We start from the raw sequence: 13830 nt of genomic DNA, 5'->3' as shown, positions 1-13830 counted from the left end.
ATTGCAATAAAGCTGCACCTTATAACCAGTCTGGCACACTGATGCAAGTTTTGCCGCCCGAAAAGGCGGCAAGAAGAGATTACAGCACGCGTGTCGTCAGCGTTTGACCATGAAAACTGATAGCCAGTTCATCACCGCTGTTTAACGGCCCAACGCCCGCTGGCGTCCCCGTCAACACAACATCGCCCGCTTTGAGGGTAAAGAAACGACTCATGTAGGCAATCAAAGGAACGATTTGATGGATCATATCCGCCGTGGTGCCGTGCTGACGCTGTTCACCGTTGACCGTTAATCCGAGCATCGTATCCTGTGGATCGCCGTTAAACTCCGCCACCGGAATAAACCCTGACAGCGGGCAAGAGTTATCAAAACCCTTCGCTTTTTCCCATGGCTGCCCCGCCTTCTTCATTTTGCCCTGAATATCACGCAGGGTCAGATCCAACGCGACGCCATAGCCCGCGATGGCTTTGCGCACATGTTCTTCCGTCGCCTGACGTAAGGTCGCGCCAATCAAAACAGCCAGCTCAACTTCATGGTGAACCGAACCCATATCAGATGGGATAACCAGCGGCTGACGCAAATCGCACAGCGCGGTTTCCGGTTTAATAAACAGCACCGGCTCTTCCGGAGGCGTTCCACCCATCTCTTTAATATGGTTGGCATAGTTACTCCCTACGCAAACCACCTTACTCACCGGATAATCCAGCAGAGCACCATGCCAGTTATGATGTTGATACATTACTTTCCCCTAACGTAGTTATCAATTTCAGGTACTGCATCGATGGGGCGTGCTGCTGCCGGATGCAGTTTAACGTTTATCGTCTGGTGTATTTTGTTTCGTCGCGGCCAGATGCTGTTTAAGTAAATCTTCTGGCGGCGGTGGTATTTGTAAATAATAGCCCTGCTCGGTGAGTGCCTGTTTTACTTTTTCCAGATCGGCATTAACCAGCTTTTTACGGCCATCAAGCGGCAACATCATTGCCAGCGTCGGCTGACCAAATCCTTTCATCAGTTCTTCAGGAACTCGCGAGAAATCGTCTTTTTTTTCGACATATAAATAGGTCTGGTCACGTTTACTGCTTCGGTAGATCACACAAAACATATCTTTTACTCTGAATTCACGGAATGGTGGCTTGCCTCAATATAATACTGACTATAACATGCCTTATAGTCTTCGGAATATCACCCCGCGCTGGGGATGATAAATAGCAAATTGAGTAAGGCCAGGATGTCAAACACGCCAATCGAGCTTAAAGGCAGTAGCTTCACCTTATCAGTGGTTCATTTACATGAAGCAGAACCCGAGGTTATTCGTCAGGCGTTGGAAGACAAAATCGCGCAGGCACCTGCTTTTTTAAAACATGCTCCCGTAGTGGTTAACGTGAGTGGTCTTGAAAGCCCGGTAAACTGGTCAGCGCTGCAGAAGGTTGTCGCGTCTACCGGATTGCGCATTATCGGCGTTAGCGGATGCAAAGACGCCAGACTCAAGGCTGAAATCGACGAAATGGGTCTTCCTTTACTGACTGAAGGTAAAGAAAAAGCTATTCGTCCTGCGCCCGTTGAGGCCCCGGCTCCCGTCGCTCCGCCACAAAACGTTACTCCCATCACAAAAACACGATTAATAAATGTGCCGGTTCGTTCCGGTCAGCGCATTTATGCACCACAATGTGATCTGATTGTTACAAGCCACGTCAGTGCAGGCGCAGAGCTTATCGCTGATGGCAATATTCATGTTTATGGAATGATGAGAGGCCGTGCGTTGGCAGGCGCAAGCGGTGACCGGGAAGCGCAAATTTTTTGTACCCATCTGACGGCAGAACTGGTGTCTATCGCAGGTGTTTATTGGCTGAGTGATAAAATCCCAGCAGAATTTTATGGCAAAGCGGCACGTCTGCAATTAGCAGAAAACGCTTTGACAGTTCAACCGTTGAATTGATCCCTTTTTAACAAGGAATTTCTATGGCACGCATTATTGTTGTTACTTCGGGTAAAGGGGGCGTTGGCAAAACCACCTCCAGCGCGGCCATCGCTACAGGTTTGGCCCAGAAGGGAAAGAAAACTGTCGTTATTGATTTTGATATCGGCCTGCGTAATCTTGATCTGATTATGGGTTGTGAACGCCGCGTCGTTTACGACTTCGTCAACGTTATTCAGGGCGATGCGTCGTTAAATCAGGCGCTAATCAAAGATAAGCGTACCGAAAATCTCTTTATTCTTCCGGCCTCACAAACTCGCGATAAAGACGCGTTGACGCGTGAAGGCGTCGCGAAAGTTCTGGACGATCTGAAAACGATGGAATTCGACTTCATCGTCTGCGACTCTCCGGCGGGTATTGAAACCGGTGCGCTGATGGCCCTCTATTTTGCCGATGAAGCGATTATTACCACCAACCCGGAAGTCTCCTCTGTACGTGACTCTGACCGTATTCTGGGTATTCTGGCGTCGAAATCTCGTCGCGCGGAAAACGGTGAAGATCCAATTAAAGAGCATCTGCTGCTTACGCGCTACAACCCTGGCCGCGTAAATAAAGGTGACATGCTGAGCATGGAAGACGTACTGGAAATTCTGCGAATCAAGCTGGTTGGCGTGATTCCTGAAGATCAGTCAGTCCTGCGCGCGTCTAACCAGGGTGAGCCGGTTATTCTCGACATCAATGCTGATGCCGGTAAAGCCTATGCTGATACCGTAGACCGTCTGTTGGGAGAAGAACGTCCTTTCCGCTTCATTGAAGAAGAGAAGAAAGGTTTCCTCAAACGCCTGTTCGGAGGATAAGTTATGGCATTACTGGATTTTTTTCTCTCGCGGAAAAAGAGCACAGCGAACATCGCTAAAGAGCGACTGCAGATTATTGTTGCGGAACGTCGTCGTAGTGACGCCGAGCCACATTATTTACCGCAGCTGCGCAAGGATATTCTCGACGTTATCTGCAAGTATGTACAAATTGATCCCGAAATGGTCACGGTACAACTTGAACAAAAAGACGGCGATATTTCGATCCTCGAACTTAACGTGACATTACCTGAAGCGGAAGAGTCTAAATAAGCTCTTTTGTCGCTAAATCATGGTTACGAAAAAGGCAGATTATTCTGCCTTTTTTATTTTCTATCTCTGACTAACCTATCGAGCATTTATTCCAAAGTAAACTTTGGGTAGTTTTCGGCAAAATAGCGGCGCAAATACTCAACCGTAATACGGATTTTTGCCGACGTCGCCAGCCGGGAGACATAAACCGCCCATATATTGGCGGGTTGATAATACTCAGGCAATATATGCACCAGATGTCCGCTGGCAATGTTGTCGCAAACGTCCCACCACGAACGCAAAGCAATTCCCTGCCCATCCAGACACCATTGATGTACCACTTCGCCATGGTTAGACGACAGCGGCCCCGTAACCTTTATTGAGTGTGCGCCCTCTTTATTACGCATTTGCCAGATACCAAACGGATGGTCGCGTTCTTTAATAACCAGGCAGGGAAAAGTAGAAAGATCGTTCAGTTGTTTCGGCACTCCATGCTGCGCCACAAATTCCGGCGAGGCGCACAGAATACGGTAGTTAGTCGCCAGCTTGCGGGCAATCAGGTTCGGCGCGATATCATCCCCGATACGAATATCAAGATCGACGCCCTCATTGACCATATCTACCAGACGATCTTCAACATCGAACCTCAGTTCTAACTGCGGGTACTCTTTTGCCAGCGCAGACAGCGCCGGAGCGACCACCCGGCGGCCAAAACCAAAGCTACTGATAATTCGTAGCATCCCCTGCGGGATCTGCCTGGCATCGGACAGCTCGTCCATCATCTGATCGACATCCTGCAGGATCCGCTGTGCCCATTCGTAGATCCGCTCCCCCTCTTCCGTGATGGTTACGCGCCGCGTTGTTCGGTGCAACAGCACCACGTTCAGCGTTTGTTCCAACATGGCAACGCGCTTACTGATAAAAGCCGGAGATACGCCCAGCTCTTCGGCAACGGCGGCAAATCCCGCACGACGGGCAACCAGCATAAAGACGCGTAAATCATTTAACAGCGGCAGATTATTCATGATCTGTGTTTTATGTTTCACCAGTTAGGGGGATTAACTATTAATCAGTCAATTATAGGATACGGGGAAAGTCAATTTTGATGGCGTACAAGTGAGAGCTGCTATGAAGAAAACCTGTCGTATTGCCGCTATCCCCGGAGATGGCATTGGTAAAGAAGTCCTGCCTGAAGGCATTCAGGTGTTGCAGGCAGCCGCCGAGCGTTGGGGGTTGTCACTCAGCTTTGAGCAAATGGAATGGGCCAGCTGCGAGTACTACGCCCATCACGGGAAGATGATGCCGGATGACTGGCATGAGCAGTTACAATCCTTCGATGCTATCTATTTTGGTGCCGTTGGCTGGCCGGAAACCGTACCGGACCACATCTCATTATGGGGTTCACTGCTTAAGTTTCGCCGCGAATTCGACCAGTATGTCAACCTGCGCCCGGTACGCCTGTTTCCAGGCGTACCTTGCCCGCTGGCAGGCAAGCAGCCTGGCGACATTGATTTCTATGTGGTGCGCGAGAACACCGAGGGAGAATACTCTTCACTCGGCGGACGCGTAAGCGAAGGTACAGAACACGAAGTGGTTATCCAGGAGTCGGTCTTCACCCGTCGCGGCGTGGATCGTATATTGCGTTACGCTTTCGAGCTGGCGCAAAACCGCCCGCGCAAAACCCTGACCTCGGCGACTAAATCCAATGGACTGGCCATCAGCATGCCGTACTGGGACGAGCGCGTGGAAGCAATGGCGGCTAACTATCCCGAGATCCGTTGGGATAAACAGCATATTGATATACTCTGCGCCCGCTTTGTGATGCAGCCGGAGCGTTTTGACGTGGTGGTTGCCTCCAACCTGTTTGGCGACATCCTTTCCGATCTGGGTCCAGCCTGTACCGGAACGATTGGCATTGCGCCTTCAGCCAACTTAAACCCGGAACGCACCTTCCCGTCCCTGTTCGAGCCAGTACACGGTTCGGCCCCCGATATCTACGGCAAGAACATCGCCAACCCTATAGCGACTATCTGGGCTGGCGCCATGATGCTCGACTTCCTTGGCAACGGTGATGCCAACTATAAAGCCGCCCACGACGGTATTCTGGCAGCAATTGAGCAGGTTATTGCCAGCGGCCCGAAAACGCCAGATATGAAAGGCAACGCCACCACCCAACAGGTAGGTGAAGCCATCGCTCAGGCACTGCGTTAGAGGTCAAACCACGAAATATGAGCCGCGTCACTGACGCGGCTTTTTTATGCGTTTTATGTCGCCAAAAACCTGCGCCAATTCACCTTTTATTATTTCCGTTCCGTGTTTTATTGCTTCACGTATCGGGCAATTGTTTAATTCATGTAAAGAACAAATAATAAAATTGTTAAATACAAAATCACTAATTCCCTACAGCATGATAACAACGACAGGCTAATGCCATACGCGGGCAACTGTGCCCAGGAGATCCCATGTTGAGCAACGTAAAGAAAAAAGACATGCCGCTGATAGCCATCAGCCTGGTGGCTATTCTTTTCATCGCCGCCACACTTAGTCTCTTCCCTCAGCAGTCTGCACAAGTCGCAAATACCCTTTTTAACGGCGTTACCCGGATGCTGGGTTCCGCCGTGCAGATCCTCGTTCTGATGGCGATGGGTCTGGTCGTCTGGCTGGCCACCAGCAAATACGGCAACATTCGTCTGGGAGAAGGAAAAGCGGAATACAGCACGCTGTCCTGGCTGTTTATGTTTATTTGTGCCGGACTAGGTTCCTCCACGCTCTACTGGGGCGTTGCTGAGTGGGCCTATTATTACCAGACCCCGGGTCTGAATATCGCTCCGCACTCGCAAAAAGCGCTGGAATACAGCTTACCCTACTCTTTTTTCCATTGGGGAATCAGCGCCTGGGCGACCTATACGCTGGCTTCATTAACCATGGCCTACCACTTTCATGTGCGGAAAAACAAAGGGCTGAGCCTGTCCGGAATAATCGCCGCTATCACCGGCGTGCATCCGCAGGGCGTGTGGGGCCGGCTGGTTGATTTGATGTTCCTGATCGCCACAGTTGGCGCGTTAACCATCTCTCTGGTTGTCACCGCCGCCACCTTTACCCGTGGTTTATCTGCTCTCACGGGTTTACCGGATAACTTCACCGTACAGGCGTTTGTTATCCTGTTCTCTGGCGGCATTTTCTGTCTGAGCTCCTGGATTGGCATCAACAACGGCTTGCAACGTCTGAGCAAAATGGTCGGCTGGGGGGCGTTTTTACTGCCGCTGCTGGTGCTGATTGTCGGCCCGACCGAATTCATCACCAATAACATCATCAACGCCATTGGTCTGACGACACAAAACTTTTTGCAGATGAGCCTGTTCACCGATCCACTTGGCAACGGTGAGTTCACCCGCAACTGGACGGTGTTCTACTGGCTGTGGTGGATCTCCTACACCCCTGGCGTGGCAATGTTTGTCACTCGCGTATCCCGTGGTCGCAAAATCAAAGAGGTTATCTGGGCATTAATCTTAGGTAGTACCGTTGGCTGCTGGTTCTTCTTTGGCGTGATGGAAAGCTACTCCATTCACCAGTTTGTGAACGGTGTGATCGACGTACCGCAGGTTATGGCCACGCTAGGCGGCGAAACAGCCGTACAGCAAGTGTTGATGTCGTTGCCTGCCGGGAAACTGTTCCTGGTGGCGTATCTGGCGATCATGATTATTTTTCTCGCCTCGCATATGGATGCCGTCGCCTACACCATGGCGGCCACCAGCACGCGTAACCTGCAGGAAGGGGAAGATCCGCAGCGTAGCTTACGTCTGTTCTGGTGCGTGGTCATCACCCTGATCCCCTTATCGATTTTATTCACCGGCGCGTCCCTGGAAACCATGAAGACCACGGTGGTTCTGACCGCACTTCCCTTCCTCGCCATTCTGTTGGTGAAGGTTGGCGGTTTTCTTCGTTGGGTACGGCAGGACTATGCCCACGTTCCTGCGCATCAAATTGAAAGTCATCTTCCCGAAACGCCAGTTAACGCCCCCGTTGCGCCACCGGCCGGGACATTACTCAAAGGCGACAATTAAGCGCCAGTAAAAAATCCTCTTACTCACAAATTAAAGGTATTCCAATGAGCAATCTGAGCCCTGAGTTTATTCTGCCGCAAAATTTCTGTGCCAACCCGCAGGACGCCTGGACTATCCCTGCCCGGTTCTATACTGACCATCAGGCCTTCGAGCACGAACAAGAGAAAGTGTTTGCTAAAAGCTGGAATTGCGTCGCCCACAGTAGCGAGCTGGCAAAGCCCAATGATTATGTTACCCGGGAAGTGATTGGCGAGAACATCGTGCTGGTACGGGGTCGCGATAACGTGCTGCGCGCGTTCTACAACGTTTGCCCGCATCGTGGTCATCAGCTGTTGAGCGGCGAAGGGAAAGCGAAAAATGTAATTACCTGCCCTTACCACGCATGGGCGTTCAAACTTGACGGCAATCTGGCGCATGCGCGTAACTGCGAAAATGTCGCCAACTTCGACAGCGAAAAAGCGCACCTTACTCCTGTACGTCTGGAAGAGTATGCCGGATTCGTGTTTATCAACATGGATCCGAACGCGGGCAGCGTGGAAGAACAACTCCCAGGTCTTGCAGACAAAGTTATCGAAGCCTGCCCTGATGTGCATGACCTGAAGCTGGCGGCGCGCTTTACGACCCGAACTCCAGCCAACTGGAAGAATATTGTCGATAACTATCTGGAGTGCTACCACTGCGGCCCGGCTCACCCTGGTTTTTCCGACTCGGTTCAGGTTGATCGTTACTGGCATACTATGCACGGCAACTGGACGCTACAATACGGTTTCGCCAAACCGTCAGAGCAGTCATTTAAGTTCGAAGAAGGTGTTGATGCCGCCTTCCACGGTTTCTGGCTGTGGCCGTGCACCATGCTCAACGTTACGCCAATCAAAGGCATGATGACCGTTATCTATGAATTTCCAGTGGATGCAGAAACTACGCTGCAAAACTATGACATTTACTTCACCAACGAAGAGCTGACCGAAGAGCAGAAACAACTGATCGAATGGTATCGCAACGTCTTTCGTCCTGAAGATTTACGTCTGGTAGAAAGCGTGCAAAAGGGGCTGAAATCGCGCGGGTATCGCGGTCAGGGCCGCATTATGGCCGACACCAGCGGCAGCGGTATCTCCGAACATGGCATTGCCCATTTCCATAATCTGGTCGCGCAGGTGTTTCAGGAATAACCAGAGGCTGTAACGACAGGTTCCGGCGCATCGTTAAGCCGCGCCGGACAGATTTTTTAGGGAGTGCCGCAATGTCTGATTATCAAATGCAAGAAGTCCGGGTCAGTCGGATTGAGACCATTACCGCGCAGGTAAAACGCTTCACCCTAATGGCGACCTCAGGCCAGCCGTTGCCTGCGTTTCAGGGTGGCAGCCATATCATCGTGCAGATTCGCGATGGCGAGAATCTATACAGCAATGCGTACTCGCTGATGAGTTCACCCTTCGATACCAGCGCCTGGCAAATCGCCGTACGACTGGAAGAGGCGTCCAAAGGCGGCTCACGTTATCTGCATCAAAAGGTGAAACCCGGCGACACGCTCACGATTTCTACGCCTAACAATCTGTTCGCCCTCGCCCCTCAGGCACAACAACATCTGTTGATTGCCGGAGGTATCGGCATCACACCGTTTTTATCGCAGATCCCGGAGCTGGAACACTCTCAGGCAGAATGGCAGCTACATTATTGCTCTCCCAGTCAGGACAACTGCGCGTTTTATGACGAACTCCTGCAGCACCCCAGCGTCGATCGTATTCATCTGCATCTGTCAAGCGCAGGAACCCGCCTTGATTTATCTCGCCTGCTGGCCGATGTCGAACCCGGCACACATATTTACACCTGCGGGCCAGCAGTGCTCAACGATGCCGTCAGAGAAGCGGCTTCCCTCCATAGACTGGACAGCAATACGCTACATTTCGAACAATTTGCGCTGGAAGATAAAAGCGGTGATGCCTTTACCCTGGTGCTGGCGCGTTCAGGACGCGAGTTTGTGGTCCCGGAAGAGATGACCATTTTGCAGGTTATCGAAAATAACAAAGCCGCGCGCGTTGAGTGCCTGTGCCGGGAAGGCGTGTGCGGCACCTGCGAAACAACGATTCTTGAAGGGGAAGCGGATCACCGCGATCAGTATTTCAGCGACGACGAAAAAGCCAGCCAGCAGAGCATGCTCATTTGCTGCTCTCGCGCCAAAGGTAAGCGCCTGGTGCTTGATTTGTAGCGTTGCGCAGGCCGGGTTAGCAATGGCGCAACCCGGCGAGCCTGGTGACTTACTGCGGATATTCCTGCAGCAGCGCGTTGAGACGATCGGACATCAGTTCGCCACGCCAACCGGAAACCAACTCCGGCAGGGTCTGCTGCGGCTTTAATTTCCAGTGCCAGTTGAGTAGCTGGTTGATTTGACGGCGTGAAGCCAGCAGTTCGACGCTAAGATTATGCTCAGTACTCACCTCGGCAACCAGCGCCTTGATGGCTTTGAACGCTTTGCGGTATCCTGGCATATCCATCAAATTCAGCAGCGGCTGTGGCAGTGATTCTTCCGGTAAAGCCTGCGCTTTTTCTACCAGAGAAATCAGCGTTTTGCCATGGAAGCGAATTTCACTGCCGGAAAGGCCGAGGCTGTCCAGTTCACCCAGACTCCCCGGCATATAACGAGCGACCGACCACAGGTGTTCTTCACGCACCACAAAGTTCACTGCCAGATCGCGCTCACGTGCTTTACGCAGTCGCCAGTCGGCAAGCAGTTGCAAGCAGGCCAACTGCCGGGTACGCAGCTGCCAGGCGTTAGTGATATCGCGCCATGCGTCTTCAGGCGCCAGAACCTCCTGGCGACGCTGCTGCATTAAGCGGCATTCGTCCAGTGCGGCTGGCAGCCAGCCGCTGGCTTCAGTTTCAACCATCAGTTTTGTAGTGATCGGTAATAGATACCAGACATCAGCCGCCGCGTACTCACACTGACGCTCGGTCAGCGGTCTGGCCAGCCAGTCGGTGCGGGATTCGCTTTTGTCCAGCGCCACCCCCGTAAACTCTTCCACCATCGCGGCAAACCCCCACGACAGCGGACGACCGCAAAAAGCAGCCAGAATTTGTGTATCAATCAACGGCTGCGGCAGTTCGCCAAAAGCGTTGAGAAACACTTCCAGATCTTCGCTACCCGCATGCAGGAATTTGGTGATGGCAGTATCACGCAGAATATCGCGCAGCGGCGACCAGTCGGTGATCCCCTGCGGATCAATCAGAGCAACGTGTTTGCCATCAAACAGCTGGATCAGCCCCAACTGCGGATAATAGGTACGCGTGCGAACAAATTCTGTATCCAGGGCTATCGCCGGAAATTCACGGACGGCTTCGCACAGCGTGGCCAACGCGTCGTCCGTGGTGATCATTTGATAATTCAAATCGTGCTCTCTTAGGTTTGCGCCAAAAAAAACGCCGGATTACCCGGCGTTTTCTACTGGCTGACTTAACGCTCAGCCTTTATTGTCCACTTTGGCGCGCGCTTCGTCACGTAATTCTCGTCGCAAAATTTTACCGACGTTAGATTTCGGCAACTCATCGCGAAACTCCACCAGCTTCGGTACTTTATAGCCCGTCAGGTGACGACGACAGAAAGTGACCAGCGCTTCATCGGTTAACGAGGCGTCTTTCTTCACCACGAAAATTTTCACTGCCTCACCGCTGCTGCCAGACGGAACGCCAACCGCAGCCACTTCCTGCACGCCAGGGTGTTGCATAACCACGTCTTCAATTTCATTAGGGTAGACGTTAAAGCCGGACACCAGGATCATATCTTTCTTACGATCGACAATACGCAGAAAGCCTTCGTCATCCATCACCGCAATATCGCCAGTGTGCAACCAGCCGTCTTTGATGATTTCGTCAGTGGCGTCTGGTCGCTGCCAGTAGCCCAGCATCACCTGTGGACCTTTCACACACAGCTCACCCGGTTCTCCCGGTGGCACTTCGTTGTCGTCGTCGTCCACCAGCTTGACCTCAGTGGAGGGAACCGGTAAACCGATACTTCCGCTGTGGTAGTCAATATCGTGAGGGTTAACACTCACCAGCGGGGCGCACTCCGTCAGGCCATAACCTTCCAGAAGATACTGCCCCGTCAGCTTCACCCAGCGTTCAGCTACCGCTTGTTGAACCGGCATTCCGCCACCTGCCGAGAGATGCAGTGACGAGAAGTCCAGTTGCTGGAACTCTTTGTTATTCAGCAGCGCGTTAAACAGCGTATTGACGCCGGTCATCGCGGTAAACGGATACTTCGCCAGCTCTTTTACCAACCCCGGAATATCACGCGGGTTAGTAATCAGCAGGTTTTGACCGCCTAGCTCAATAAACAGCAGACAGTTCATCGTTAGCGCAAAAATGTGATACAGCGGTAACGCCGTCACCACCAATTCTTTACCCGGATGCAGCAACGGACCGTAGGTAGCATGAACCTGCTCAAGGTTAGCCAGCATGTTGCGGTGCGTGAGCATCGCGCCTTTCGCCACGCCGGTTGTCCCGCCGGTATATTGCAGGAACGCCAGATCTTCCGACACCACTTCGGGTTTCACATACTGCATGCGGTAACCGTTTTGCAGCGCACTGCGAAACGAGATGGCATCCGGCAGGTTATATTTCGGCACCAGCCGTTTGATATACTTGACGACAAAGTTAACCAGCGTTCCTTTGGCGGTCGACAGCTGATCGCCCATACGCGTCAGGATCACGTGTTGCACAGACGTTTTGTCGACCACCTTTTCCAGCGTATGAGCAAAGTTAGATACGATGACAATCGCCGACGCGCCGCTATCGTTGAGCTGATGTTCCAGCTCGCGAGGCGTGTAAAGCGGGTTAACGTTCACGACGATCATGCCGGCACGTAAAATCCCAAACAGTGCGACCGGATATTGCAGCAGGTTCGGCATCATCAGCGCGACGCGATCGCCCTTTTTCAGCCCCAGGCCTTGTTGTAAATAGGCCGCAAATGCCCGGCTCCGCTCTTCAAGCTTGCGGAAGGTCATCACCTCCCCCATGTTTACAAACGCGGGCTGATCGGCATACCGTCTTACTGAGTGTTCAAAGAGTTCCACCAGGGATTGATAACGGTCAGGATTGATCTCCGCAGGAACACCAGCGGGATAACGGTTAAGCCAAACCTTTTTCAATACATCACCTCTAAAATGCGTATTCGTCGTCATCACAACCCCAGGCAATAAACAAACTGTTAACATAATATTAACTCAGCGTACCAGTTTGTTTATTACACAACGACAAGGTTGCGAAGCACGTCACTATTTATTTTTCTTATATCCACGTTAATGCAGAAACAGCGGACGAGCCGCTGTTTCTTTTACCAATAAAACAAAGAGTTACTCTGTTACTATGGTCTGAACCTGTGCCGGGCCGGGATTGTACCAGCCCCATCCGCCGTAGCCACCGTAAGGCCAGCCACGCGCACCGTAGAACCAGGGGTCGATAGGCTGAGGCGGCATGATAATCTGCTGAGTAATATGCCAGCGTTTATAACCGGTTACCTGCATCAGCATGAATTTATACGGCGTATTACCGATTTTTCCGTCCACCGTACCGCTAATCGGACCGACGACGGTGACCAGTTGCCCGCGAAAATCCACCGGGTCGAGGAAGCCATTTACATCAGCATATATCCGCCCGCGAGAGGCTTCACCCAGCACTGGACGCGCACCACTATCGAGCGGAACGGTGGCAATTTCCAGACGGGATTTTCCCTGCTGGTTCTGAATATCCACCACTTTGCCGCCGAAACGCGCCTCCTGTCCGACATACAGCTGCGGCGCATTCATCACCCGCACCAGATCCTGCTGCGGCGTCGGGCTCGAACCTTTAATCGCATCCGGAATGGTGACGCAGCCGCTAAGCATTAACGCTAAGGCCCCCGCCAACACACCCTTTATTAACTGCTTTTGCACCGCCATATTGTGACTCCCTTTTCTTAGCTTCTGCCCGGCCTGTTCACAATGCTGTTCACTGACGACTGTAGGTCTTAGCCGGGGTTCTACTACTAAGATTCATTCTTTACCGGGAAGTTTCTTCCACGCCACGGTGTTACGTAAATAAACCGGTTCAGCGTGTTCGACCGCTACGGTCTTACCCGCAGCCAGCATTTGCGTGGCGACAGGCAGCATATCTTCAGCCGCAGGAAGCAGCACGTCACCATCGCTGAGCGTCAGACCGCTGTCTTTACCAAGCTCAGGCCAGGCCGGCCACCCCGTCCCGACAGTTACCCACTCTCCAGACAGCTGCAGTAAACGCTCATGTACCTGCTCGGGGGTTAACACCGCTTCGGTTTCTTCACCGTGCCAGTTACCGTTGTCATCACGCTGATATTCGGCCCAGTAGACTTCGCCCATTCGCGCGTCAATCGCCGCCAGTACGCGAGTCGCGCCCGACTTACGCCAGGCGCCCTGCGCCATGGTCGCCAGGGTGGAGACGCCGATCATCGGTAAGTTTGCGCCTAACGCCAGCCCCTGAGCAATGCCAATACCGATACGCACGCCGGTGAAACTGCCGGGACCGCGACCAAACGCCAGGGCGTCGATATCGGTTAACGTGAGATCGCCAGCGGCCAGGATTTCCTGAACCATCGGTAAAATTCGTTGGGTGTGTTCTCGTGGGCAAAGCTCAAAGTGAGCCTTGATAGTACCGTCATTCCACAGGGCAACAGAGCACGCCTCTGTGGCGGTATCGATAGCCAGAATTCGCATGGGTGTTTGTGATCAGATCAATAAAT

The 13830-nt window shown here is 52.4% G+C and carries 14 protein-coding genes; 7 read left to right on the top strand and 7 right to left on the bottom strand.

Features of this window, described 5'->3' with window-relative positions:
* Positions 1-79: 79 nt before the first annotated feature.
* Both IB222_RS10285 and IB222_RS10280 read right to left on the bottom strand, forming a co-directional pair.
* Positions 80-739, bottom strand: a complete 660-nt coding sequence (locus IB222_RS10285; protein WP_003833734.1) for a fumarylacetoacetate hydrolase family protein — start codon at positions 737-739, stop codon at positions 80-82.
* 69 nt (positions 740-808) lie between these two features.
* On the bottom strand, positions 809-1102 hold the full coding sequence (locus IB222_RS10280) for a YcgL domain-containing protein (protein WP_003833735.1): 294 nt from the start codon (positions 1100-1102) through the stop codon (positions 809-811).
* A 126-nt stretch (positions 1103-1228) separates the two neighbouring features.
* Here IB222_RS10280 and minC point away from each other — a divergent pair, with 126 nt between their 5' ends.
* The 3 genes from minC to minE are packed head-to-tail and all read left to right on the top strand — an operon-like array spanning position 1229 to position 3042.
* Complete coding sequence (gene minC, locus IB222_RS10275; protein WP_003833736.1) at positions 1229-1936, top strand: septum site-determining protein MinC; 708 nt, start codon at positions 1229-1231, stop codon at positions 1934-1936.
* Positions 1937-1959: 23 nt separating this feature from the next.
* The gene (minD, locus tag IB222_RS10270) at positions 1960-2772 is read left to right on the top strand and encodes a septum site-determining protein MinD (RefSeq protein ID WP_003020956.1); all 813 of its coding nucleotides are present in this window, start codon (positions 1960-1962) and stop codon (positions 2770-2772) included.
* A 3-nt stretch (positions 2773-2775) separates the two neighbouring features.
* The gene (gene minE / locus IB222_RS10265) at positions 2776-3042 is read left to right on the top strand and encodes a cell division topological specificity factor MinE (protein WP_003833739.1); all 267 of its coding nucleotides are present in this window, start codon (positions 2776-2778) and stop codon (positions 3040-3042) included.
* Between the two features lie 86 nt (positions 3043-3128).
* Here the strand turns inward: minE and IB222_RS10260 are convergent, their stop codons facing one another.
* Positions 3129-4046 (bottom strand): LysR family transcriptional regulator, encoded by a 918-nt coding sequence (locus IB222_RS10260; RefSeq protein ID WP_149384885.1) that lies wholly within the window; start codon positions 4044-4046, stop codon positions 3129-3131.
* Between the two features lie 103 nt (positions 4047-4149).
* Here IB222_RS10260 and IB222_RS10255 point away from each other — a divergent pair, with 103 nt between their 5' ends.
* From IB222_RS10255 to IB222_RS10240, 4 genes are all read left to right on the top strand, one after another.
* Positions 4150-5232 (top strand): tartrate dehydrogenase, encoded by a 1083-nt coding sequence (locus tag IB222_RS10255; RefSeq protein WP_126317861.1) that lies wholly within the window; start codon positions 4150-4152, stop codon positions 5230-5232.
* A 251-nt stretch (positions 5233-5483) separates the two neighbouring features.
* Positions 5484-7085: a BCCT family transporter gene (locus tag IB222_RS10250; RefSeq protein ID WP_003833745.1), complete on the top strand. Its 1602-nt coding sequence runs from the start codon at positions 5484-5486 to the stop codon at positions 7083-7085.
* Between the two features lie 44 nt (positions 7086-7129).
* The gene (gene yeaW, locus IB222_RS10245; RefSeq protein WP_149384884.1) at positions 7130-8254 is read left to right on the top strand and encodes a carnitine monooxygenase, oxygenase subunit YeaW; all 1125 of its coding nucleotides are present in this window, start codon (positions 7130-7132) and stop codon (positions 8252-8254) included.
* Between the two features lie 71 nt (positions 8255-8325).
* On the top strand, positions 8326-9291 hold the full coding sequence (locus IB222_RS10240) for a PDR/VanB family oxidoreductase (RefSeq protein ID WP_003833748.1): 966 nt from the start codon (positions 8326-8328) through the stop codon (positions 9289-9291).
* A 49-nt stretch (positions 9292-9340) separates the two neighbouring features.
* On the opposite strand, the gene rnd is transcribed toward IB222_RS10240, so the two are convergent.
* From rnd to tsaB, 4 genes are all read right to left on the bottom strand, one after another.
* A complete protein-coding gene (rnd, locus tag IB222_RS10235) occupies positions 9341-10456 on the bottom strand; it encodes a ribonuclease D (protein ID WP_003833751.1) in 1116 nt (371 codons plus the stop codon).
* A gap of 84 nt (positions 10457-10540) precedes the next feature.
* Positions 10541-12226, bottom strand: coding sequence for a long-chain-fatty-acid--CoA ligase FadD (fadD, locus tag IB222_RS10230; RefSeq protein ID WP_122973958.1), 1686 nt, complete (start codon positions 12224-12226; stop codon positions 10541-10543).
* A 204-nt stretch (positions 12227-12430) separates the two neighbouring features.
* The gene (locus tag IB222_RS10225; protein ID WP_149281068.1) at positions 12431-13015 is read right to left on the bottom strand and encodes a Slp family lipoprotein; all 585 of its coding nucleotides are present in this window, start codon (positions 13013-13015) and stop codon (positions 12431-12433) included.
* A 93-nt stretch (positions 13016-13108) separates the two neighbouring features.
* Complete coding sequence (gene tsaB, locus IB222_RS10220; RefSeq protein WP_032949466.1) at positions 13109-13804, bottom strand: tRNA (adenosine(37)-N6)-threonylcarbamoyltransferase complex dimerization subunit type 1 TsaB; 696 nt, start codon at positions 13802-13804, stop codon at positions 13109-13111.
* Between the last annotated feature and the right edge of the window lie 26 nt (positions 13805-13830).

The organism is Citrobacter sp. C13 (assembly GCF_014596815.2).
In the GTDB taxonomy this organism is placed as follows: Bacteria; Pseudomonadota; Gammaproteobacteria; order Enterobacterales; family Enterobacteriaceae; genus Citrobacter; species Citrobacter portucalensis.
This window is presented reverse-complemented; position numbering and strand designations above follow the sequence as displayed.